This is a genomic window from Bradyrhizobium sp. BRP22, assembly GCF_020194175.1.
Lineage (GTDB): Bacteria > Pseudomonadota > Alphaproteobacteria > Rhizobiales > Xanthobacteraceae > Bradyrhizobium.
The window spans coordinates 1-24,474 of the sequence record NZ_JADYVX010000059.1; the positions used below are offsets into that span (position 1 = coordinate 1).

Annotated in this window: 12 protein-coding genes and 2 pseudogenes; 11 read left to right on the forward strand and 3 right to left on the reverse strand. The window is 58.2% G+C overall.

The window, feature by feature from the left end; genetic code table 11:
• The 3 genes and pseudogenes from I6F35_RS37695 to I6F35_RS37705 form a co-directional block, all read right to left on the reverse strand.
• Window positions 1-117: pseudogene (locus I6F35_RS37695) on the reverse strand (ATP-binding protein); the annotation flags it as partial.
• A gap of 48 nt (window positions 118-165) precedes the next feature.
• Window positions 166-1,290, reverse strand: a complete 1,125-nt coding sequence (locus tag I6F35_RS37700) for an NAD(P)/FAD-dependent oxidoreductase (protein WP_249792896.1) — start codon at window positions 1,288-1,290, stop codon at window positions 166-168.
• Window positions 1,280-5,230 (reverse strand): LodA/GoxA family CTQ-dependent oxidase, encoded by a 3,951-nt coding sequence (locus I6F35_RS37705; protein ID WP_225122688.1) that lies wholly within the window; start codon window positions 5,228-5,230, stop codon window positions 1,280-1,282. The genes I6F35_RS37700 and I6F35_RS37705 overlap by 11 nt, the downstream gene beginning before the upstream one ends.
• Window positions 5,231-5,468: 238 nt before the next feature.
• On the opposite strand from I6F35_RS37705, the gene I6F35_RS37710 reads away from it, so the two are divergent.
• From I6F35_RS37710 to I6F35_RS37760, 11 genes and pseudogenes are all read left to right on the forward strand, one after another.
• The gene (locus I6F35_RS37710; protein ID WP_225122689.1) at window positions 5,469-6,743 is read left to right on the forward strand and encodes a M28 family metallopeptidase; all 1,275 of its coding nucleotides are present in this window, start codon (window positions 5,469-5,471) and stop codon (window positions 6,741-6,743) included.
• Between the two features lie 40 nt (window positions 6,744-6,783).
• Entirely contained in the window at window positions 6,784-8,385 is a 1,602-nt protein-coding gene (locus I6F35_RS37715) for an FAD-dependent oxidoreductase (RefSeq protein ID WP_225122690.1), read from the forward strand.
• Between the two features lie 392 nt (window positions 8,386-8,777).
• Complete coding sequence (locus tag I6F35_RS37720) at window positions 8,778-12,281, forward strand: AAA family ATPase (RefSeq protein WP_225122691.1); 3,504 nt, start codon at window positions 8,778-8,780, stop codon at window positions 12,279-12,281.
• Between the two features lie 507 nt (window positions 12,282-12,788).
• Window positions 12,789-14,930, forward strand: coding sequence for a TIGR02594 family protein (locus I6F35_RS37725; RefSeq protein WP_225122692.1), 2,142 nt, complete (start codon window positions 12,789-12,791; stop codon window positions 14,928-14,930).
• A gap of 91 nt (window positions 14,931-15,021) precedes the next feature.
• The gene (locus tag I6F35_RS37730) at window positions 15,022-15,435 is read left to right on the forward strand and encodes a peptidoglycan-binding protein (protein WP_225122693.1); all 414 of its coding nucleotides are present in this window, start codon (window positions 15,022-15,024) and stop codon (window positions 15,433-15,435) included.
• A gap of 535 nt (window positions 15,436-15,970) precedes the next feature.
• A complete protein-coding gene (locus I6F35_RS37735) occupies window positions 15,971-18,190 on the forward strand; it encodes a hypothetical protein (RefSeq protein ID WP_225122694.1) in 2,220 nt (739 codons plus the stop codon).
• A gap of 219 nt (window positions 18,191-18,409) precedes the next feature.
• Entirely contained in the window at window positions 18,410-20,632 is a 2,223-nt protein-coding gene (locus tag I6F35_RS37740) for a DUF2235 domain-containing protein (RefSeq protein WP_225122695.1), read from the forward strand.
• Between the two features lie 101 nt (window positions 20,633-20,733).
• On the forward strand, window positions 20,734-21,378 hold the full coding sequence (locus tag I6F35_RS37745) for a hypothetical protein (protein WP_225122696.1): 645 nt from the start codon (window positions 20,734-20,736) through the stop codon (window positions 21,376-21,378).
• A gap of 303 nt (window positions 21,379-21,681) precedes the next feature.
• A complete protein-coding gene (locus tag I6F35_RS37750; protein ID WP_225122697.1) occupies window positions 21,682-22,458 on the forward strand; it encodes a hypothetical protein in 777 nt (258 codons plus the stop codon).
• Window positions 22,459-22,540: 82 nt separating this feature from the next.
• A pseudogene (istA, locus tag I6F35_RS37755) lies at window positions 22,541-24,062 on the forward strand (IS21 family transposase).
• Window positions 24,040-24,474 (forward strand): ATP-binding protein (locus I6F35_RS37760; RefSeq protein WP_225122698.1); only part of this gene is annotated, 435 nt, incomplete at its 3' end. The pseudogene istA and the gene I6F35_RS37760, both read left to right, overlap by 23 nt.

Below are 24,474 nucleotides of genomic sequence, written 5' to 3' on the forward strand. Positions count from 1 at the left end.
AATCTCGGTCTCGAGGCGGTTGACGAGGTCGACCACATTGTAGAAGCGGCCACGGGCGCCGGACCGGATGCAGCTCCTGGCGATGGCGATGGCCTGGTGGGTCTTGCCGGGTCCGCTTGGCTTCACGCAGGAGCGGACCATCGCACTCTAGGGGTTCCTGAAAGATTAGACCTGCATTCGCATTGACAGCCGCCGCCGCCAGAACAATGCGTCCGGCCACCGTCTTTCGACCGCATAGTACCGGTGATGTTTTGCCAGATATTGAGCGAATTCTGTGCTAATATCGTCACGGTACCCATCAGCTTCAAAACGATGACCCTCGCACAGTGCTGCAGCGACAGCAGCAGCTTTTTGTCCAGCCGCAAGTCCTTTTGATATTCCTTCCGACGAGAGCGGGTCGAAACTCATCGCGGCGTCTCCGACCGCAAGCCAGCGATCGCCGACAGGTTCATCGAGCCGTTGCGTACGCGCCGTGCGGATCTGCAATTCGATCGTACCAGGGTGTTCAGCAATTCGCACCGCAGTCATGGAAGCTTCTTTGAGCCGGTCGTACCAATTCCGAGTTCGAGCTGCTTTCGACGTCGCGATAAGTTCGGGGTCGGTCATGAACGTTACAACAACGGTACCGTCGGCGAGACCGGCTGAATACCACCAGCCGTGCTCAACTGCCTCAACCGTGACGATATGGTTTCGCGGGCTTGCAGCGGGCAGGCGTCCGAAGATGCCTATCAGCCTGTCAAAGACGATCGGTTTGGCGCCCAGCCGCTTTGCGATTGAAGCAGCGCGCCCAGTAGCGTCGATCACGACGGTGGCGCGCACCTCCAATCCGCCGATTGTGCGGATAACGAGGAGCTGCCACGCATCCGCGAGACGCGAGAGGGCGGCAACCCGTGCCTCCGTGGTGATCCTCACGCCAAGTCGCTCGGCCACGGCAGCAAGACCGAGATCGAAATCCGGTCGCGACAGATTCAGTCCTTCGCCATGGGGATGAAACAGGTAATCCCGATCAGTCGGCTCATAGCTCCCCCATATGGAGCGAATCCCCGGACACGAGGCATAGACACCCGAAGCTCCGACCTCGGCCAAACCGAGCGAGACGAGCTCTAGCTTCGTCGTTGGCGGAATGTGCTCGCCGACGCGCTGCGACCGGTAGCCTGTCCGCTCGACAACGAGGACAGCGAGACCTTTGCGTCGAAGCGCGATCGCGGTTGCGAGGCCGGCGGGGCCGCCGCCGACTACGGCGACATCGAATCGGGATAAAGTCGTCTGTGATCTCCGCTCAATGCACAGTGCCGAAGCCCATGATCAGACCGGTCGGATGACACTCTTCCTCATTCAACGAAGCGTCCAGCCGCAACGGCTTGACCCGGCCCCGAGGAACATTCGGGAGCGGGCAGTCGACCGCGAGCCAAGCCTCCATCGTCTCCAGTCCGCGCCTTCCGTCGTTGCCAGGAATGCAGGAATTGAATGCAAACCCCAATCGCGTGTCGGCTCCGAATAACTCGTTGGCGAGGGTCCGACGCCTCGTCAGTTCGCGGCCTAACGATTGAAGCATGTCCCGAGCGGGTCCCGCAGAGTTCGCTGCACTGCATATACGATCCAACCACTCCGAAAGTGTCAAAGGCTTCCCGTGGGCATCGGGCAGGCTTAATTCGACCCCTTCAAGTTGCTTTCGGTTGAGGGCAGCGACATGGGTTACTGCACGGATCATTCCCCAGCCAACCCAGTTCGTGAATCGGGAGTGAATCGAGTCGCTGATGGCTTTGAGTTCTTCAGCCGTGGGGACGCTCTCGCTTGCCTGCACCGTTCCCAAGACCTCCTTGGACGCGAGCTCTAACCAGAGGCCGACCCGATGGTCGACGGCCGCGCGCTGCCACGTCTCGAGCTCAGCGTCGGTCACATGCGCTGCAAACAGAGGATTCAGCTTGGAGAGCCGCTCTCTCAGACTTTGCAGGCTGGAGCCCCATCGTTTCTCTTGCGCGAGCTCGATCGTCCAATCGCGCCAAAGCTGAATTTCGTCCTCCGTGAACACGTGGTACATGCGACCTCCACGGAACTGCAATGCTTCAAAGAACCTGCCTTCTCCGGGTTTTCCGGGAATGATGGCCCCGTGCTTTACCAGCGCCTTGAGAAAATCGTTCGGATTTGCAAACCAGGCATTGATCGAAGAATCGCCGAGCTTTTGATTATCGTGGTTGTATTGGCCGTAGGGCGCCTTCTCCCTGATCAACTGTTGCAGACGGGCCTCCAGCGTGACTGAGCCTTGCAAGACTTTCTTGACCTGCATGATAACTACGACGAACGTATAGGCGAATGCTACATACCCATCCCAGATTCTCTTCCAGTGCTGCTGAACGGCCTCCTCACCGCCCTCCAGACGTATCTGCCTCAAATAAAGCTTCACGGCCCTGATGATCGCTGCACCATGGCCTGAGGCGGCGTTGTCGATTGCAATGTGCATTCGGTAAAAGTGCGAGCTCAGCTTAACCATTTCGACGATGGAAGCGATCCTGTGGAGTTCCATCACCGTCCATTCCAGCCAAAGGCTCATCCCGATGATCTCGGGATAGTAGCGCCGGGAGAATTCCGAAATGCCGAGCTGGAAGACGGGGCTGTCGAACGCGCAATCGAGGAAGCTGCGGTCATAGGCGAACGCCGTGCTCTCCATCGGAGGCGGGTAGAAGCCGAACGAATGGCAGAGGTCGCGATAAATGTTCGCATGATTTTGCGAAGGCACGCCATCGCCAAGCTCTTCCTTCAAGATTGTGAAGAGAATGGAATTGACTTCGTCGACGGGTCCGACCCGGTGGATATTCCGCAGCCATGCGCCGTCGAGGAAGTTGAACGGTGTGAGCTGACGAATACGCTCCGTGATCGCTTCGCGCGTGCGGAAAACAGGATTCTGCTGGAGATCGGTCGGGTCAAACGGTTCCCGTGCGCCATTGCCCGCGGGTTGCGTGAAGGCATAGTCAGCACAATCGTCGTATATGTCATTCATCCGGGCGTCGAAGATCTCTTCGTCGTATGTGAAGGGCCGAATGTTATCCATGAAAGCGAATGCATCTGCGGTCTGCTGCAAATTTCGCGAAGCATCAAGCACACGCTCCACAAATTCCTCCACCTTTGGCAAGCAGGTGCGATTCTCCTTCTCGTCCATGTTGAGGAGACAGTGGAATAGTTCGCGCACGTCCATGCCGGCGTGAGGCCGTCGTTCTGTTTCGATGAAAACGTATTCGGCGGCTCCGGGTTTGGCCGACGACCATCGAGTTTGCCGCGCCACTACGTAGCCAAGCTCGTGCCAATAGCGAACCATGTCGTCGACTCCACGACGTTCAGCATCGCGTGGATCGTCCTCAACGTTAACGGGATTGTTCCAGGGGCGGCGAAACAGCGTGGTGACGCCGAGCCCGCGATCCCATTGCACCCGACCCTCCAGCCCCTCGACGAGCTTCAGATTGCTTTCATCCTGCTTCGGACGCCATGCCTTATCGGCTTCCTCGAAGACCTCCTCCGAGATGACTTCGTCCGGGCGAGCCGACGGCCACCAGGTATCTCTGCAGTCGTAGAAACCGGCCTGCCACGGAACGCTCAGGTATTTGGTGATGTCGCCAGCGCGATGTCTCCTCGAATCGATACGGAAGGCGTCGACATAGAGATCGGGATTGCGAACCGTCCAGGATGTCTCAATTCCGGGATGGAACGGTCCGCCCACACAAGGCTCGAGTGCTCCGCGCTGTAGAGCCTCGGTCTGTTCGTCCGGGTCGGCGATGCCTTCAATGGGAGGATAAGTTGGTTTTTGTCCGCTTGTGAATTTGTCATCGCGCCATGCCACGAAATTTCGATACTGCGACGGCAGGAGCGACAACCATGTCTCGGGTTTGCCTTCCGTCCTTCGTCCGCCATCGCCCGACAGCAGCGGCATGAAGCGTGCATTGGCCTGTCTAGCTGCCTCCGCCGCCCTCTCGGTGACCTCAGGGGCCAGCCTGTCGGCCTCCGTACTCTCGACAATAGGCTTTCGAATCCTCGCGACGATGCGGAGTCGTAACTCCTTGTCGTCTTGCGGTGCCGCAAGCCTGCCAGAGGTCAAGAACGTATGATCGACCCGCATTCTCGACCCAGCTCTTGCTCCGTGGTCGAGGCTCTCCGGGTCGGTCATCCCCCCGCCGATCGATTGCTCGGCAGGCTGTGCCGGCGTCGCGTCTTCCGGCGCACGGAACTCGCCGCGCTTGTCATATCCGTGTCCGCGCTGAGCCTCCTTGTTGACCCAGGATAGTCCGACCGCACGGCTCAGTATCGGAAATATGTCTTCATAGTAGGTGACGTTCGGCTTATCCGCGATCCATTTCTGGTCGAGGGCCACCTCGCGCATCACGTCGTAAAGGGAGACAATCGGATCGAGGCCTGGCGCATATTTGGGCGGAGCAACGATAACCCATGCCGCCTCCCGTGGTTGATCGATCGTGATCACGCGCCCATCATTCGGCAGAATTACTTTAGCGGTGACCGGCCCGTCGGAAATGTCGTCGTACCAGTGATCATTGTTTACCCAGTAATCGGTACTGCGAGCATCCTGTCCGATGGGCTCACCGTTTGTCGATGCAGAATGGCCAAATCCGCCGAGCACGACGAGACGTGCGTTCGTGTCGACCATAAGCTCACCGAGCGGCACGGCCGTTCCAAGGAACATGCCTGTATCGAAGCGCACGGTTGAGGGGCCGGCGTCACATGCGACCGGCCGACCTTCGCCATCGATACAGCGTGGACCGGGATCGATGACGAGATCCAGACGAGAATCGGGCGGCTGGCCCTTGGGTACGGTACAGAACCCGTTGCGAACCCCGTCGGGCTTCTGAAAGCGGGTGAAGAACTTGTACCAGGCGCCTTTCTTGTTCGCGAGATGTACCGTCCACTCGACCGCCGCCGCACGCCCGGCATCGCAATCCGCTTCGCCGCTAAGCGGCAGTTCGCCCAGATTATTTCCTTCTTCGTCATAGGCATAGATGCGAAAGCGCGCGGCCTGCCGCTTGATGCGGCCCTCGGCATCCTTGAAAGCGCCATCGGGAGCGGTGACTTGATTTGGATCGCGCGGCGCCTCCGGACCGATGAAATATCCGTCCGGGCTGTTGCCAACACGCGCGACGCCTATGCCGGGGTGAATCCTGCAGCTATGAACTTTGGAGAAACTGAATGACCCCGATCCGTTCGACTGGCTGGTCGCCGCGTTCGCCATGGTCGCCCCCTTCAGCACAACAGCGGAAGCGGGAAAAGGAGCTCCGCTCCGCATTCCTCCCTAGGTTGCCGCTATTCTATCGATGTCCGGCGGCACGGCTGTGAACGAATTCACACACCAACGTCAAATTCTAACATAGGATGAAGAGCGTTTCCATGGCCCGCTGCGGTCGCCGTGTCCCGACGACCTCACAGCCCTCGCCAATGAGCGACGCGAGCTCGGAAGAGGGGTGAACGCAATGCAGTACGCAATATATCGCGTAGCCGCAGCTTCGGTGGCCCAGGCAACCGACGAGCTTGAACGGAACGGCGTGCAGTGGCTCCGGTTCGGTGATGACTATTTCTGCTGTGCCGCTCCCTCGACCGACTGGAACGGGCTCAGAACGTCCAGCATCGGCTCAAGCCTCGAAACGAGAGAATCGGAAGGCGTTCTCCTCTATCTGGTCACACAGGAGGGCCGCAGTTTCCAGCAAGCCCATCCTGATATACCCGTGCTGTTCGATAGGGGGCGACACATCGTGGTGTCGCTCGACCGGCCGCAGGCTGACCGCATCTCCGACCATAAGGCACGCTTTTCAATTCGGCTGGCCACAGGCAACGCGGTCGTATTCGAGACTTTGACGCGCCCGATTGCGCCGCTGGCGGCCGACCCTCGAATCAAGAGCATCACGGACTCGATCAGCCCGTCCGATTTTTCGGCGACGCTGGCGCAGCTCGTCAATCACCCAACCCGACACTCGCTGACCAGCCATTTCAGGGAAGCCGCGCAACTGTGCCGCGACCGACTACAATCGTGCGGCTATGAGGTCACTCTCCAGGACGTACAGATCTCTGGCGCTAGGACCCTGAATATCATCGCCGACAAAGCGGGGTCTGGCAGCCAGCCACGTTCCGTCGCGATGGTGTGTGCGCATCTCGATTCCATTAATCAACCGAATCCATTACTGCCTGCAGATCCTGGGGCACCGGCGCCCGGGGCAGATGACAACGGCAGCGGCAGCGCCGGACTGCTCGAAATCGCCCGGGTGCTCAAGGACCAGTCGATCATGCAAGATCTGCGGCTCATCCTCTTCGGCGGTGAGGAGCAGGGCCTGCTTGGAAGCACTCACTATGTGGACCAGCTACCCGCCTCCGAGTGCGCGCGGATCAGTTCGGTTGTCAACATGGACATGATTGCGGTCCTCAACAATACAAGGGGCCCGACGGTGCTGCTGGAAGGTGGCGATCCGGTCTCGAGGAGAATGGTCGAGGGGCTGACGGCAGCGGCACACGCCTACACCCAACTCACGGTGAAGACCTCGTTCCGCCCGCATGACAGCGATCATGTCCCCTTCATCGACAAGGGCGTACCAGCGGTTCTTACGATTGAAGGCAACGACAAGGGCAACGAGAGTATACATACCGAGGACGACACGCTGGTTCACATCGACCGCGATCTTCCGATCGAGATTCTCCGCATGAATGCGGCCTTCGTCGCTGCTGAGCTCGGATTGCAGACGGCACTGGTGGGATGACGCCGTAACTCAATCGCTTGGACTTGCGGAGGCGGACATCATGAGCCAGGCCGACTACCTCAATCCGACACGCCGAACAGTCCTGAAGGGCGCCATCGGCATAGCAGCCGGAGTGCACGCCATTAGCGGGGCAAGCCTGGCACAATCGGGCAAGACTCCTCACGTGATCATCGTTGGCGCCGGCCTGGCGGGGCTGTGTGCGGCGTACCTGCTGCAACAGAAGGGGTGGAGCTACACGCTGCTGGAGGCAGAACGGAATCACATCGGGGGACGCGTACGCACCATCCCGATCGGCGAGGGCTTATGCTGGGAAGCCGGCGCAATGCGCATCCCGACGAAACACTGCATCGTCCGCAAATACATTCGCGCGTTCGAACTCGAGCTGCGCCCATTCGTGATGGGCAGCTCCCGGACGTTCTTGTTCGCGCGTGGAAAAAGGGCGACTGCGGAAGCCGACATCAAGATGCAGTTCAAGTTGACGCCGGAGGAGGCGCAGCTTTCATCCCTGGAGCTTTGGCAAGGCAGCGTCAAGGGCGTGGCTCAAGGCAGGAAAACGCAGGGGTTTCCTGATCCTCTCTCGCAATACGAACTCAACGAACTCAGGACCGGGAATGCCTTTACGACCGACAAGCTGATCGATTTGGATCGCCGGTCGCTTCGGCAGCTGATCCAAGCCGCGAGACTACCTTTCGAACCAGTGCCCACAACGCCGGTCCGACCGCTCTCGGACGAGGCTATCGAGTTCACTCTGTTTGCCTCCGGCAACTTGAGTATCCAGCACGGTGCTGCAACCGAGTTCCTTCGCGAAGAGAATATTGGCGTATGGGATGAGGATTTCTCGGAAATCAAGGGCGGCACGTCTCGTCTGCCCGAAGCGTTTCTGAGCCGCCTGACGACCAAGCCCGTGATGGGATGCGAGGTCATCCGGTTGGAACAGGACGACGCTCGCGGCCGCGTGACTGCGGTCTGTCGGACCGCGAGCGGCCTGTCCCGCGAGGACGCAGATTTCTTGATTTGCACAGTCCCGCTACCCGTTCTGACACGCGTCGAGGTCGCTCCGCCGTTCTCAAACGACAAGCAGCGCGCGATCATCCAAGCGGGGTACGATTCCGGCACGAAGGTTGCGGTGCTGACGAAGAACCGATTCTGGGAAAAGAAGCACGGCATCTTTGGAGGTACCAGCACCACCGATCTGATGACCGGCGCGATTGTCTATCCGTCCGACAACGCAAAGGACAAGGACGGCACAGAGCCACTCGATCCGGCCATGTCGGATCGGCCCGGCGTTTTGATCGCCTCATACAGCTGGGGGCAGGAAGCCCGTCGGCTTGGCGCAATGCCCGCCAGCGAACGCGAGGAGTTTGCGATCCGCGAAGTGGCGAAGGTTCACCCAGAACTGGAATACCCTGGCATGGTACTCCATCGCATGAGTTGGGCATGGGACACCTACCGATGGTGCGGCGGCGCTTTTGCTTTTTACCAGCCGGGCCAGTTCGCACGAATCCACCAAGACCTCATTCGTCCAGAGGGCCGCATCTACTTTGCTGGCGAGCATTGCTCCCACAGTCACAGCTGGATGGAAGGCGCCTTGGAATCGGCGGAAAGTGTCGTCGACGCCCTGGATACGGCAGCCGGTCGGTGAACTCGGAGAAAATGCGTTAGGTCAAGCGCGCACCGCCGGCGTGGTTCCCTCCATAAGCCACCCCGTTGACGCGAAAGTCGATCTTGCCGCGCGCTGCGCCCGGGAGGTCTACCGGCATGCCAACACCGTCGGGATCAACCACGTCGAATCGCACGCGATCAGCATGTGAACCAGTTCACAGCATTCCGCCGGAGCTTTTGCTAACGTAATGGCGGCTACGCATTTGTGATTGCTCAAAGCGACGTGGTCGCTGTTGGTTCGCCTCGGTCGATCCGAGGAAGGCATGATAACGACCGCCGGCCAAGACGGCAGAGCCGCGCGGGCCTCAAGACAAGAAAAGCAGACTTCTCGCTGCCATTCGCCGTTCAACCGGTCGAGCTGATGGTGGGCCGATGATGGACATGGTTGTTGTCGACAACGAAGTCTGCGAATGGCTGGACAGTCTTGGCTTCCGGCAATACCAGCCTGCATTCACGCAAAATGCGATAGCGTGGGAGTTGGTGCCCGAGCTCACCGATCAGGACCTGCGGGAGTTGGGTGTATTAGCGCTCGGTCATCGCAAGCAATTGCTAAGGGCTATCAGGGCACTGCGCCAAGGACTTGCGGTACCCACTGAGTTTGAGCCGCAAGTTCCGACACCCTACGCCTCCGCGGAACGCCGTCAGATTACTGTCCTGACTTGCGATCTGGTGAATTCCGTTACTCTTTCAGGCCGCTTTGATCCAGAGGACCTCGCTGACATCATTGCAGCCTATCAATCATGCTGTGAGGGGGTCGTCCGCCAGTTCGACGGTTACGTCGCTCGATTCACCGGTGATGGCCTAAAGGCGTACTTTGGATACCCTCAGGCAACCGAATACGATCCAGAGCGCGCGGTCCGGGCCGGGCTCGCCATCGTATCTGCGGTCAAGCGACTGGAGCTCTACCCCGGTCTTGTGCTGTCTACGCGGGTCGGGATTGCAACGAGCGATGTCGTTGTTGGTGAAATTATCGGAACGGGTGAGGCGCAAGAGCGCACTGTCGCTGGTGAGGCGCCAAACCTTGCCGCACGTCTGCAGCAGCTCGGAGAGCCTGATTGCGTTATCATCTCGGATACAACGCAGCGTTTGATTGGCCGTCTATTCGAATATTTCGATTTGGGCCGCAACTCGCTCAAGGGCTTCGCCGAGCCGGTGCAGGCCTGGCGGGTACTAACCGAAGGCACAGCCAGCCATTTCGAGGCCGTGCGCACTGAGATGAATCTCACGCCGCTGACGGGCCGTGACGAAGAGCTGGCGCTGCTTCGGAGTTCTTGGCTTCAGGCGAAATCTCATCAGGGCCAGATCATCGTATTGTCCGGCGAAGCCGGTGTCGGCAAGTCACGGCTTGCGCTCGCACTGCGGCGCATGCTGGCGGAAGAACCGTCTCGCATCCTCCAACACCATTGCTCGCCCTATCGTCAGAATAGCGCCTTCTATCCGATTATCAAACAGCTCGAACGCGACGCGCAATTTTCTTCCGCCGACACCGCGGAGATCAAGCTCGAAAAGCTTGAAGAACTGCTATCGGAGTCCGAGTTAGACACCTCCTGCTCTGTACCGCTGTTTGCCTCGTTGCTGTCCATCCCGACGAAATCGAGCTATGTCCCGCTAAGCATCAGTCCACGACAGCAGAAGCGCCTCACCTTGCACGCGCTCGAGACGAGACTTGCCAGGATGACCGAAGATGCGCCATTGCTCATCATATTCGAGGATGTGCACTGGATCGACCCCAGTACGCGGGAGTTTCTCGACCGCCTAGCGAAGCGAGTGGCGTCGCTCCCGGTCCTGCTTATGATAACATGCCGACCGGAATTCGAACCGGCCTGGGAGAATTCTGTCAAGGTGACAACCTGTGTCCTGGAACGATTACCTCGGCACAAGAGCGAGAGCATCGTAACAGCGCTAGATCCCTGCTTTAAGCTTGCTTCGACGACGCGCGATCAGATCCTGGATTACGCCGATGGCCTACCTCTATTTTTGGAGGAATTGAGCAAATCTGCGCTCGAGGCCAAGCATGAGCAGGATAAAGGTCGGGCTCCTGCAGCGAAGGTGCCAACGTCCAGCATTCCCGTTCCTCGAACACTGCACGATTCTCTATTGGCGCGCTTGGACCGGTTAGGGCCCCAGAAGCAGGTCGCGCAGATCGCTGCGGTCATCGGTCGATGTTTCACGTTTAAACTTCTTTCAGCTCTCTATCCTCAAGACCGTGCGGGGCTCGAGGCCGCATTGCAGGGCCTCGTGAGGGCTAAGTTGATTGTTCAGCACGGCAAGCAACAGGATCCTACCTACACTTTCGCGCATGCCTTGTTGCAGGAAGCCGCAGTCTCGTGTTTGCTTAATGCGGACAGGCGCTCAATCCATCGGCGCATCGCCCGAACGTTGGAAAGGGATTTCCCAGAATCTGCCGAAACCGAGCCAGAGTTGTTGGCGTTGCATTATGTAGGTGCCGGGCTCGCCGAGCCGGCGATCAGATATTGGAAGGCAGCTGCAGATAAGGCGCTTCAGCGATCCGCAAACGTCGAGGCAGCTCACTATTTCGAAGAGGCCTTGGCGTCACTTGATACTCTGCCGCAGGGCCATGAACGAAATGAACGCGAACTCGATCTGCAGACCAGGCTGGGAGCGACACTGACAACGATAAAGGGCTTCGCGGCTCCAGAAGTCGCAGCTGCATATGATCGTGCGAGAACCTTATGCCAGGGACTGCAGGCTCCGGCGCAACGGTTCTCGGTTCTGCGAGGGCTCTGGGTGTACGATCTCGTCCGCGCCGAGTGGCAGGCAGCCGGAGAACTCGCCAAAGACATGCTTGAACTTGCTCGCAGTCAGCAGGACGTCGGATATGAGGTGGAATCGCGTCGAGCGCTCGGCATGACCTCGCTCTGGCGTGGCTTGTTTATTCAGGCCCGCGAACACCTGGAAGAGGGCCGCCGCCTTTACGACCCAAAACAACACCGTATCCACGCAGTCCGCTACGGAAACGACCCGGGCATCGTTTGCACGGTGCACGAGGCCTTCGTGCTCTGGATGCTGGGCTACGCCGATCGCGCGCTAGCCACCAGTCACCAGGCAATAGCAATCGCGCGGCAGTTGGGTCACCCCTTTAGCCTCGTTCAGGCGCTTGTCTATGCTACGTTCATCCATCAATCTCGTGGCGAAGCGCGCGCCATTAGAGAGTTGGCGGATGAGGCGAGGTCACTGGCCCTTGAGCACGGCTTTCCGTTTTGGCAGGCGGAAGCTACTATAATGGCAGGATGGGCAATGGCGGCGCAGGACAAAGGCAATGAAGGCCTTGTCCAGCTACGGCAAGGAATGACGGATTTCCTAGCGACCGGTGCGAGGATGGACCGGCCGCGCTGGCTTGCGATCCTGGCCGAAGCGTGCTTGATCAATCGGCAGCCGCATGAAGGCCTCGAAGCCGTTGGGGAGGCATTGCAGATCGTAGAGGAGACCAATGAATGCTTCTTTCAAGCCCGGCTCTGTCAGCTCAAGGGTGAGCTTCTCTTGCTGCAGGATCCACTCGACACTGTTGCCGCCAACCGCTCCTTACAACAAGCGTTGGCGATCGCGAAGCATCAGCAGGCGAAATCTTGCGAGCTCCGTGCCGCGACCAGCCTGGCACGGGTGTGGAGCGCCCAAGCTAGGCGGCGAGAAGCCCACAATCTCCTTGCGCCTATATATGAGTGGTTTACTGAGGGCTTCGAAACAACTCCGCTCAAAGATGCGCGGGAGCAGTTAGATCAGCTACGCGAGTTCCGACCCGCATCGGGTCAACGTTCCCGCGTGGCAGGCCCCTCTCGGGCAGACCGCGCGAGTCGAAGCAGCTCGTGCAGCAGACGTAGGAAATCTCCTCCAAAGCTTGGCACAGTTTCGAGTTAGAGACTTGCCGGCGTCCCCTCTTGGAGGTCGCGCTCAGGAGACTCAATCGACGCACATTCACGTACGCCCGGTTATGGAAGAAGCCGGCCGGTAACCGACGACCAGCTTTTCCGTTCGGCGTATGCGACGTTACGGAAGAAGCGGGCCACTGGCCGATTCCGGATCATGTAGTAAACGAGTTGGCCGCTCTTCTGGACGTGTCGACCTCGAGAAGGCGCGCACCTTCTCCGACGCCGAGGCAGACCCGGGGTTTTCTGTCCATTGCATAAAAGACTGTCCTGCGTTTGAGCTCGTGTTCAATTTGTTTTCTCTGGAGCTGGCGCTCGGCTTCTTGCCAGAAGTGAACCTCTTTTCCTCGGGTTTTGCCGCCGCGTCCCACAGTGGGTACGCACCGTGCTCGGAGCGCAGTCCATATCCTTCCAAATCTATTTGACGATGTGATCTCGTTCACACCGGGTGCGATGGCATTTGCCTAAAATAAACCAAATACCGCTCAGGAGACTTCTCATGACTCGCGTCATTGATGTCCTGCGGCAAGTCGCACCGAAAGCAAGCCAGAGCTATCTGGCCGCATTCGACAGCGGGGACTCCCTTCTCCAGCAGCATCACATCACCACCCCCAATCGGCTCGCGCATTTCCTTGCCCAGGTTCTGCACGAATCCGGTGGCTTAATGCTTGAGCACGAAAATCTGAAGTATACCAGTAGAAGGCTCCTTCAGATTTTTGGCGTCGGCCGGCACTCGGCAGCAATTACCCCGGCGGAGGCGCAGCACCTCGCCCGTAACGAACAGGCGATCGGCGAGCGCGTTTATGGCCTTGGCAATCCGCGTAAGGCGCAGGTACTCGGTAACAAGGACCCGGGCAACGGCTTTAAATATCGCGGCGGCGGCCTTATGCAGACCACGGGCCGTTGTAACTACCGCCGTATGAGCCAAATCTGCGGCGTTGATTTCGAGGGAAATCCGGATTTAGTGTTCTCGCCCGAGCACGCGCTGAAACCGGCGCTGGCCGAATGGACCGAAGCCGGATTGAACGTCTACGCCGACAATAATGACATTTTGGCTATCTCGCGTGCCATCAACTGCGGTAGCCCAAAGTCGAGGGTGATCCCCAATGGGATGCAGGACCGCGCTAATTGGTTTGCAAAGGTCCGGCCGCTAGTTGATCGCGTCGATTTCGTGACGGATACCGCGACCTCAATCCAGTCGCCAGTCGCGCAAGCTCCAGGCGAGTTTCGAACAGAACTTGTTCCCCAATGTGCAATTGCCGACCTGCTAGGCGAGCGGATCCTTCGAGTAGGCTACCAGGGTCCGATTGTACGCGCGGTGCAACTCGCGCTCGCCCAGCTCGGATATCCCCTGCGCGGAAGCGCTAGCTTTTCCGGCAGAACCCTGCGTGCGGTGAAGGACTTTCAGAAGGCTCATGGTCTTGAAGTAGATGGTGAGATCGGGAATGAGACCGCTAACGCTATCGACCGCGCACTCGCGGAGCGGAACTCCACAATTGCAACTTCTGCCTTCACCATTTCCGGGCTCATCGGAAGGCGCATGCTGCGCGTTGGGGATGCGGGGCCAATGGTACAGGCTGTCCAGCTTGGGCTCGCCCGGCTCGGTTATCCACTCAAGGGTACCGGCAATTTCGGGCCCGCGACCGAGAAAGCAGTACGCGATTTCCAGACGCAGCACGCGCTTGAGGTGGACGGCGAGGTAGGACCGGAAGTCGCCGATGCGGTCGACCGTGCCCTCGACGCGCTTACGCGCGATGCCGAGCCCTTGCCTAGGACCGATCCAAGTCATCCGCAACCGGCAGCGGAGATCCGGACACCCATGCCGCAGCTAGCCGCCGCTGTCTCATTGGCGGATCTCGTCGGCGACGGTGTTCTCGGCCTAGGTGATCAGGGACCGGCAGTGAATGCCGTTCAACTCGAGCTGCGGAAGCTCGGCTATGAGCTGAAGAATACCGGATATTTTGCTGGCAGCACAGAAGCCGCGGTAATGGATTTCCAGGAACACTGCGGCCTTGAGGTGGACGGCGAGGTCGGTCCTGAGACGACGCGAGCGATTGATCAGGCCGTGGCTAGGCCACTGCAGTCCACGGAGCGCTCGCAGGGCGAGCAGCCGTCTCAGCCCCCCGCCGCGAGGGACATGCGGCCTCTTTGGGTCATAGAAGGTCTGAAATGGCTAAGCTTACGGGAAGGACGAGGTAGCGCCGACAATTTGGAGATCCTGCTATGGGCACGGCATGAGGGCGGTGCGATTGCCAAGACCCACAAGAATGATGAAATCCCGTGGTGCGCACTCTTCGCGAATATGGTGCTGACGAAGATCGGGATTAAGGGTACCGAGACCCTGTGGGCACTCGATTGGGACAAGTGGGGACAGAAGCTCTCTGGTCCGGCGGTCGGCGCCTTCGCGCCGATGAAGCGCAAAGGCGGCGGACACATCGCCATTGTGGTGGGGCGCAACAAGCGCGGTAACCTCATGTGCCTGGGCGGCAACCAGAATGACACCGTAAGTATCGTTCCCTTTCCACCCAATCGGCCACTGAGCTTCCGCTGGCCTGCTGGCGTCCCGCTACCGCTCAAAGCCGGCCTGAACTCTCTGCCCGAGATGAAATCCGACGCACCGGTTTCGACCAAGGAGTCGTGAACGCGAAGTGATTACGCGGTCTTTGATAAGGCTCGATGAGAGGGCCCGTCTGCGGTTGCAATTCCGCCCCGCTTACCCAACGGAGGATCTCATGGAAATGCTGCTCGTCAAATTGTTGCCGATAATCTTCCGAGCAATCAAGGTTGCGCCACAAATTCAGGAGGCTATTCGAATTGGAACGCCCATCGTGAAGGCCGTGGAGGAACACGCGGGTAATCTCCTGCCCCTATTGAAGGAGATCGGTAAGCAAGAGTTTCTAAACATTGACGAGAGATTTGCGCCAGCCGCAGCCGCCTCAACGATGTTTGATCCGGTTAGGATCAAGTGGCTCCAGACCGCGCTGAATGTGCTCGGTGCCAATCCGCCACTCGACGTCGATGGCGAGTATGGTCCGTTGACGAAAGATGCCGTATTGCGGTTTCAAAAGGCTCTTAACATTGTGGCTGACGGCTGGGCTGGCGACGTCACACACGCCGCTCTCCAGCTTGCGCTTTCTACGAAGTAGCGGCAGCGGAAAGCCCTTCATTGGCTAGGTCAACATTGCAAGCAGGCGCCCGAGGGGTGCGGGAGCCCAAAAGGGGAATAATTGGAAGTTTGGAGATAATTTTCCGAGCTGACGTTTGTTCCTCGCCCCGGCCGCTGCAGGCCAATGAGAACTTGCACAATTCCATTGATGTGGGCTGGTGTGTGAACCTGACGCTTTTTTCTCTGAGGCTCCTATCGCTCAGGTTTCGAAGCAACTCGCGCGGAGTTCGAAGCTGAACATCGCGATCCTCAAGATCAGCGCAGCACCTTGGGTCAACCCAGGCGGATGATTCGATCAGGTGCACACGAATTTTCTGCCAACAACGTGTGCTACTTCACATTGCGCTTCTGTAGCTAAGTATATTACTCGCTAGGTATACTTTGTGAGCTTCCTTGGGACACGTGTGCGACCGACGCGCGAACGTGTCGGTCACGCAGACCCTCATTCATTGCACTGCTTCGGCGAGCGCAGCGCCAATCGTCCCCGCTTCGCACGTTGTATGGGAGCGCGTGACATGACCATTCTCCATGAAATCGTTATGAAGAGCGAATGGATTATTGCGATCCTGACACTCTATGTCGTGGCCTGGACACGCTTCAATTCGCCACCAACCAATCGGTCGGGCACGACCTTCGCGCTGTTCTTCTTCGGTGTGATTTTTTATTACGCCTTGATCGTGGTACTCTGGCTTCTCGTCATGATCGGGCTCGTCCAGGGTAGCATCGGCTTCGACTGGGTTGGCAAAGCACTGACCAAGGCGAATCCCGAGGCGCAAATCCAACTTGCTCAACACGCTCCGATTTTGGCAGCACTAATCATCATTGTTGCTTCGCAATTCCATCAGGTGTCTCGGATCGATTCGGCGGCGCGAACATTCTGCTTCAAGTTAGCGGCAATTCCGCGGGAGGCCGATCGGCTCGCGATTGAACTCGCGCAAAGCGCCGATTTTGAACCGAGTGAGAAGCTTCGAAAGCAAGTCACTAAAATCATTTCCGAGAACATCAGTCCGCAGGCCCTGAACTTCAATAGAGATGGCACGCTTCCTGCCCGCTTCACCAGGGCCGTCGCATTGTACAACCTGTTCGTTGGGCCCAGGAACAACGGTACAGCACTTGAGTTTGCGGGAAATGGATATAGCCGGTCCGGCTACGCGAGGATCATGCAACTTGGTGAAACGGTGGCTGCTCGCGCAGACACCCGTTACGAAGAACTGATGCACACTGGCCTTGCTTTTTTCACGTCTTCGCAACCAACCCGGGAGCTGAAAGAAGCGCTGAATTGCAACATCGTGGAGATTTCGAACCTCACTTGCAGCCTCGTTGCGCGTTATGTCCTCTTTTGCGACAGGACCCACAACGGCCGGCTCCAGCGCCTTGCTGGTATGGGATTCGACGCCCGCCCGACACCGACGTTCGGTCCAGACCAATGGGCGACAACAATTCTCTTCGTCATCCTCTTGAGCGTTGGGATGATGATATTGATGCCAGGGACACGTCCGATCGAAGCAGGCAAGGTTCTGACCATTGCAATTACGTTTGGCATCTCGATTGGGTTCGCAGTTTTGGGTGCAATCGTAGTGGCGCAACGTTTCATTGAACGCCACGAGGGAGGCGGGCCGGCATTTCCGCCTATCGCCGAGCTAGTACTTGCTGCCCTCATCGTAGCGGGACTGTCGATGGCTCTCCGAATCGGTATTCCGCTGGTGCCCGCCTTGCTGCAGGGTGAGGGATTTCAGGACGTTATCAGGCAGTTCGTTGAGCGGTTGCCGGGGGTTATCACTCCATTCACTTGCACGGTCTCCCTCGGGCTTCTTTGTTCCTACCTCGGATCCCGGGACTGGAGTTGGCATCGCGTTTTGGGTGTTGGCGCGATCGGGAACGCGCTCTCACTCATGTTGGCGGGGTGGGTGATTGGATCTCTCCTCGATCAGAAGGTGCTGGCGCAGTTCTACGTGCACCCGGAACAAGCGGTTGTAATCATCGTGCTGAGCACCGGGTTGACGGGCTTCTTGGTCGGTGCCCTGGTTCTTGCGATGTTCAATAAGTCCGAGCGCGTACGCAAAGATTGCGCCGAGCGTGCAGCAAAGAACCTGCATACGGATATTCCCCTGCACAACGCGCCCGAGCTTACTGAGGACCTCGAAGCTGGCTTGGCATCCAAGTCTGAGGTTGCCCATGATCTCGGCCGCTACGCCCGTTCGAGCGTCGAGGCGTTAGAGGGACGTTATGTATGCTTCCGCCCGGCGTTCTCGTCCGCCGAGGTGATCAACGCCTATCTCATGTCCGTTCGTTGGGACGAAACCGAATCCTGCCTGACCTTCGAGGAATTAGGACGTATCGATTCCGCACACACGCAAAAGGGTCGAGTCTACATCCCAGACGGGCGGCCATTCATGAGCTTCGTTACCGTCGAAAAGGGGGCCATACGCCTGATCATGGTATCCCGTCCCGAAAGCAACGAGCCTGCACGCGGTCTGATCACTAGGTTGTCAAACCCGGGTGGAGCCCATTTTACGCCGGCCAGCGCTCCCATCGTACTCAGACGTGTAGTCGACCAAGCGCCTCAACTTGGTTTCATTCAGCCCGGCTCGCCCGACTACGAAGCCTATCGCCGCGAACTCGATATGGTGATGCCCGCCTTCGGCTTCTTCGCAGCACCTCCGCAACCAAATTCGAGCACCGGACCCCTGCCCATTGATCCGTCGCAGAACGTTCCGCTGGCAGTTGTAAGGTGATGACCATGCGCACCATCGTCACCACGACGCGGCCAAGCTCGGGGTCCAGCCGCCAGCGAAGGCGTTGTTAGGCCGCAACTTCAAAGGAGCTGATGAGGCCATCTACGTCAGCGGAAGGCTGCCTGTGACGACTCCTTCGTGTGGAATTCATACCCATCGAGTTGCCGCCTCTATTAGACGGTCTGACTACCGTTACTTAGTCGTTTTGGAGCTCAAGCGATGGCCAAAAGGATCATTATTCTTTCAGACGGCACCGGAAACTCCTCTGCAGCGATCTGGCGGACCAATGTCTGGCGCACCTTCGACGCGCTTGACTTATCAAATTCGGATCAGGTCGCTTTTTATGATGACGGCGTCGGCACCTCAAGCCTCAAGCCGCTTGCCGTCCTTGGCGGTGCGTTTGGTATTGGACTAAAGCGAAACGTCATCGACATTTACAAGTTTGTTTGCCGAAACTACCGAAACGATGACGATGAGATCTTCGGCTTTGGCTTCAGTCGCGGCGCTTTTACGATCCGTGTGGTAGTCGGCCTAATCCTCGACCAAGGCCTTGTTCAGGCAAATAGTGAACTCGAGCTCGATCGCCTAGCTAAGTCATCGTTCGAGGACTATCGGCGACGCAAGTACCACACTGTTTGGTGGGAGATCTTCAATAGAGACCACAAGATACCTCCTCCCGCCGCGGCGGCAAACAACAGAGCGGTAAAGAGCATACGCTTCCTCGGATTATGGGACACCGTCGCGGCCTATGGATTACCTGTCGATGAGATGACCCGGGGCGTTAGCAAATGGGTCTGGCCGCTCGAACTACCGAACCGTGTCCTTGATCCGCGTGTGCAGCGCGCTTGCCATGCCCTAGCGCTGGACGATGAACGGACAACGTTTCATCCCGTGTTGTGGGACGAAAGTACGCAGCTGCCGTCAAACCCGCATCAGGAGCGCAACGTATGCGACGAGAGGATTAGCCAGATCTGGTTCTCCGGAATGCACTCCAATGTTGGTGGCGGATATCCGGACGATTCATTGGCGCGTATTCCCCAATACTGGATTATGACCGAGGCTCAAAAGTGCGGGCTCCGGTTCAAGTCGATGCCGAACGCCGATCCCGACAGTCTGATCAATACGAGAGCCGGCCAAGACAAAGACGGTCGGCTTTACGATTCGCGCAGCGGTCTCGGCAGCTATTATCGTTACGGTCCACGAAAGCTTGCCGAACTTTGCGATGAGAAATTCTCGAACAATCCCGGAGATCAAGTTCTGATTCGGGTACCCAAAATCCATGAAAGCGTATTCAAACGGATTCGAAACAACGCCCACCCGTGCGCACCTTTGGGTATCCCCGAAATATACGAGGTAGTGACGGAAAACGGCACGGTCATTCCGGTTGACGACAATCCTTACGAATCCGCCGTCGCTAGTAAGGTGCGCACGAAAGTTCAAGAAACCGTTTGGAATAGCATTTGGCTTCGTCGAATTGTGTACTTTCTGACGGTATTGACATCTGCAGCCCTGATTATCTTCCCGCTGCTGAAGAGCAGCCCGGCTTCAGACGAGTTCTCAAGTCATGTGCGCTGGCTTTCTGACCTGATCCGACTGGCAGGTTCATTTCTTCCTTCCATTGCAGATCCTTGGTTGAACGGGTATGCGCGCAGCCCGATTACTTTTGCCGGTATCGTCACGGTTCTTATTGCGCTTACGGTTACTGGCGCACGGCTCTCAGCCCGGATCAAGAGTGACATGGGCGCGATCTGGCAAGCCTCCGTGGTGGCAGGCCGTGCAGATGGCTCGCCCGAAAATTGGATATACTGGTTACGAAATAGCCGGAGTTATGTAGCTGCGAAGCAGTACTGGAAATTCCATCTTGGGCCAGGACTCTCTGCGCTCTTCTTCGTTTATGCTGGCCTCCTGATTGTCAACCATGCCGCCTACATTTTGATCGACGATGCCGGGGTCGTTTGCAGAGAAGCCGGAAGCGCCACCAGGCTAACGAAGGGCGAGACAAGAAAAGTAGACTTCAATACCGCCTCCGTATGCTCGGCTACGGGCGTGCAATTGGAAACTGGTGGTCGCTATTTGATCTCCATCAAGCCGCGCGAAGTGTCCTGGCATGACTGGAATGTCGAAACCAGCCCATCAGGATTTTACAGCTTGGATGCACCGACCATATGGCAGAAGGCCCTCATGGTCCTGGCAGTCCCCATGCGACGCGAGTTGATAAGACCTTGGTTCCGTATAGTTGCGCGAACGGGCAGCGTCGGAGGTGAAGAGAGCTTTCTTGACCCAGATCCAAAGGATCATTCAATTGAGGAACTTTTGCGGGCTACACGCGACGGCGAACTATTTCTCTTTGTTAACGACGCAGTTATTGGCGTACCAGGTTTTGAGGGCGTGTTCTATTCGAACAACGTCGGCACCGCGGAGGTGACGATCACTCGACGTTAGGGCTCGCGATCAATTCGCGTGTGCTGCGCGCGCAGCTCCCGGATCCATGTCGGCTCGTGAACCGGTAAGAGCTAAGGCCGACGTCCGACAGGAGCTACCACATGGCCAGTACGTCAGAAGGTTCGCAACTTGAAGCAGACGGGACAACTAAAGAGAAGTTTGTTGGAAGGTCGAATCTGGTTGAAAAACGGATTGGGCTGCTGCGGCATCTCTTCGGCCCCGCTTACCTAGTAGCAGGGGTCGCGTTACTTGTAATCAGCACGCTGCTCGCCTGGAAAATCCCGGAGCCCTTTCCCCAATATGTCATGACGGTCGACCGCTCCATTCTTAAGGATCTCTTCGACCATACACTCAGCGATTACAAGGCTGGACTGGCCCGGCTCGATACTAATCTCAGTGCTCAAGCGCTTGTGGTGGCGACGGCCGTCCTCGTTATCATTCGTCGATCCGACTCCCTAAATTTCTTTGAAAACTCAATACCCCTAAGTTGGTTACACGCTTTCATCCCAATCCTGCTGATCTTTTTGTTTATGGCATACGGGTACATCTCGCACAGACTGATCGCGAGCCGAATGCTCGGCGTCCAGCTAGCGTGTGCGCTGTCCTACCAAGACGCGGCTTCTGGAGCGGTGAGACTGGGCGGGACAGTCGCGTTCGATAATTCGAGATGCGGGAGAGATCCCAATACGAGCCCTCACCAAGAGCTGTTTCGCGACGCCAGCTGGATCGATGGTTGGTTCATGTAATTTATCGATACAGATGACGTCAATGTTTCGGGGATCTATCGCAGCTACTCCGGCTTCATAGAGATTCTTCCGATTGTTGTGCTAGGGACCCAAACAGCCGCCGCTCACGCAAGCACCCTCGCTGTCGTATCTATTGGCTGTCGACGATATTTCGCCACCAGATATAAGCGACGTCTCGTATGGTACTATTTCTTGCCCCTCTTTCCCTTGCTATTCTTAGGGGTGTCACATTTCCTATTTGCGTATGCGGGGCCACATAAGAATACCTATCAGATCTATGTCGCAGCAGCCTCGGTTGCGCTAATGGCATTTTTGCTGTGGCTGTCAGCCAAGATCGACCGCGTCTCATATCCTGAGACTTTGCAATGTCTTCTACGCATGCGGCATGTAACGCTTGCCCCAACCCCTATCGATCGACCGATGCCGCAGCACACTTCCGAATCGAGAGGCGGCTTCGAAAGAAGAATTGCTCTGAGTGGAGATAGCCTAAGTACCGCGTTCTACGTGAGTTCGTTGCTTCAGATGTTGGTTCGCGCTCGACGAGGGTGGAAGACGAACTGGTTCCTCACGCTTCCGGCCGATCAGGCCGGCCAGAGCGTCGTCATGAGACTCAGCGCTTTTGGGACGATTACTGGTGTTCATCATGCTTCAGTGGCGGCGATGGTTGACGTCAACAAACGGCGCAGCGCCCTCAATCACTTGATGAGCACCTACCATTTTTGTCATCAGGTCGATGAAATCCTTTTGGGGCCGTTCCCAGACATGCTTCTGATTTGGATTGGACATAACGACGTCGACTGGAGGTCGCGAACAAATTCTCTGACGCCGAAATCAGTCACCGAATTATCTAAAGTTTTTGTCCACGCATACGAGGTTCAACTTCGCAGGCTGATGGTTGCTGCAGTCGCGCGCGGCGATACCTCCGCGATCATTGTTTTTGGTCTGGCAGATTTTGAATCGTTCTTTCTCACACGAGCCGAAACAGAAGCTATGAAAGAGACGGAACGCTCGGTGTTCCCGCACTTGGAGACTGGGTACAAGTCCTTTGTTGTCATTTGGCTTGCAATATTGCCCCCCTAAGCCGGGGGATCGGCGTCCAAAATTGACCCCCTAAGGTTGGGCTGTTGCGCTGCCTGCTTTGGAATGAAGCAGGTGGTCGGGGATGCTGATCGTGGAGACGATTGCGCGGATTCGGCGCGAGCACTTCATCAAGGGCAAGACGATCAAGGAGATCGCCCGCGACCTGAAGGTGTCTCGGAACACGGTCCGGAAGGTGCTGAGGTCGAGGGAGACCTCGTTCGAGTATGAGCGGTCGGTGCAGCCGCGGCCAAAGCTCGGGCGGTGGGCGTTGGAGCTCGACGAGTTGCTGGCGGCGAACGCGGTCAAATCCGCACGTGAACAGCTGACGTTGATCCGGATCTTCGAGGAACTACGTGGGCGCGGTTATGACGGCGGTTACGATGCCGTGCGGCGTTACGCCAGGCAATGGAGCAAGGAGCGCGGGCAATCGACAGCCGCGGCTTACGTCCCGCTGAGCTTTGCGCCCGGCGACGCCTACCAGTTCGACTGGAGCCACGAGGTGGTGCTGTTGAGCGGCACCACGGTGATGGTGAAGGTCGCCCATGTCCGGCTCTGCCACAGCCGTATGCTGTTCGTGCGAGCCTATCCGCGCGAGACGCAGGAGATGGTGTTCGACGCCCATGACCGGGCGTTCGCCCTGTTCAAGGGCACCTGCAGCCGCGGCATCTACGACAACATGAAGACCGCGGTCGAGACCATCTTCGTCGGCAAGGATCGTCTCTACAATCGCCGCTTCCTGCAGATGTGCAGCCACTACCTGGTCGACCCGGTTGCCTGTACGCCGGCCTCGGGCTGGGAGAAGGGGCAGGTCGAGAACCAGGTTGGACTGGTTCGGGAACGCTTCTTCACGCCGCGTCTGCGGTTCAAAACCCTGGACGAGTTGAACGCCTGGCTGCTCGATAAATGCATCGCCTACGCCAAGGCACATCGTCATCCGGAGCTGGCCGAGCAGACGATCTGGGAGGTGTTCGAAGCCGAGCGCCCCAGGCTCGTTCCCTATGCCGGCCGGTTCGACGGCTTCCACGCGGTGCCGGCGTCGGTCTCGAAGACCTGTCTGGTGCGCTTCGACAACAACAAATACTCGGTCGCAGCCAGCGCGGTCGGACGCCCGGTCGAGGTCCAGGCCTATGCCGACCGCATCGTGATCCGCCAGGACGGCAGGATCGTCGCCGAGCATCCGCGATCCTTCGGACGCGGTGAGACGACCTACGATCCCTGGCACTATGTGCCGGTGCTTGCTCGCAAACCCGGCGCCTTGCGCAATGGCGCTCCCTTCAAGGACTGGGTGCTGCCAGCCGCCATCGAGCGGATCCGACGCAGGCTGGCCAGCACCGACGATGGCAATCGGCAGATGGTCGACATCCTCAACGCGGTGCTGACTGACGGTCTGCCCGCGGTGGAAGCCGCCTGTGCCGAAGCGCTCGGTCACGGCGTCCATTCCGCCGATGTCGTGCTCAACATCCTGGCCCGCCAGCGAGATCCCATCCCACCGGCCAACATCATGACGCCGGCTGCACTCACGCTTCGCCATGCGCCGATCGCCGATTGTGCCCGCTACGACAACCTCCGGAGGACCATCTGATGGAACGAACCCAAATCTTTGACCTCATGGGCGAACTCAAGCTCTATGGCATGAAGGCCGCCTTCGACGAGATCATGGCGACCGCCGTCAAGCGACAGCACGAACCCCAGCGCATCGTCGGCGATCTGCTTAACGCCGAGATCAACGAGAAGCAGGCCCGCTCGATCAAGTACCAGCTCACCATCGCCAAGCTGCCGCTCGTCAAGGACATCGCCGACTTCCAGTTCGACGGCACGCCGATCAACCAGACGCTCGTCAATGACCTCGCCGGCGGCGGCTTCATCGCCCAACAACGCAACGTCGTGCTGATCGGCGGCACAGGCACCGGCAAGACCCACCAGGCCATCGCCATCGCCAGGAGCTGCATCCGGTCCGGCGCCCGTGGCCGCTTCTACAATGTGGTCGACCTCGTCAACCGCCTCGAGACCGAGACC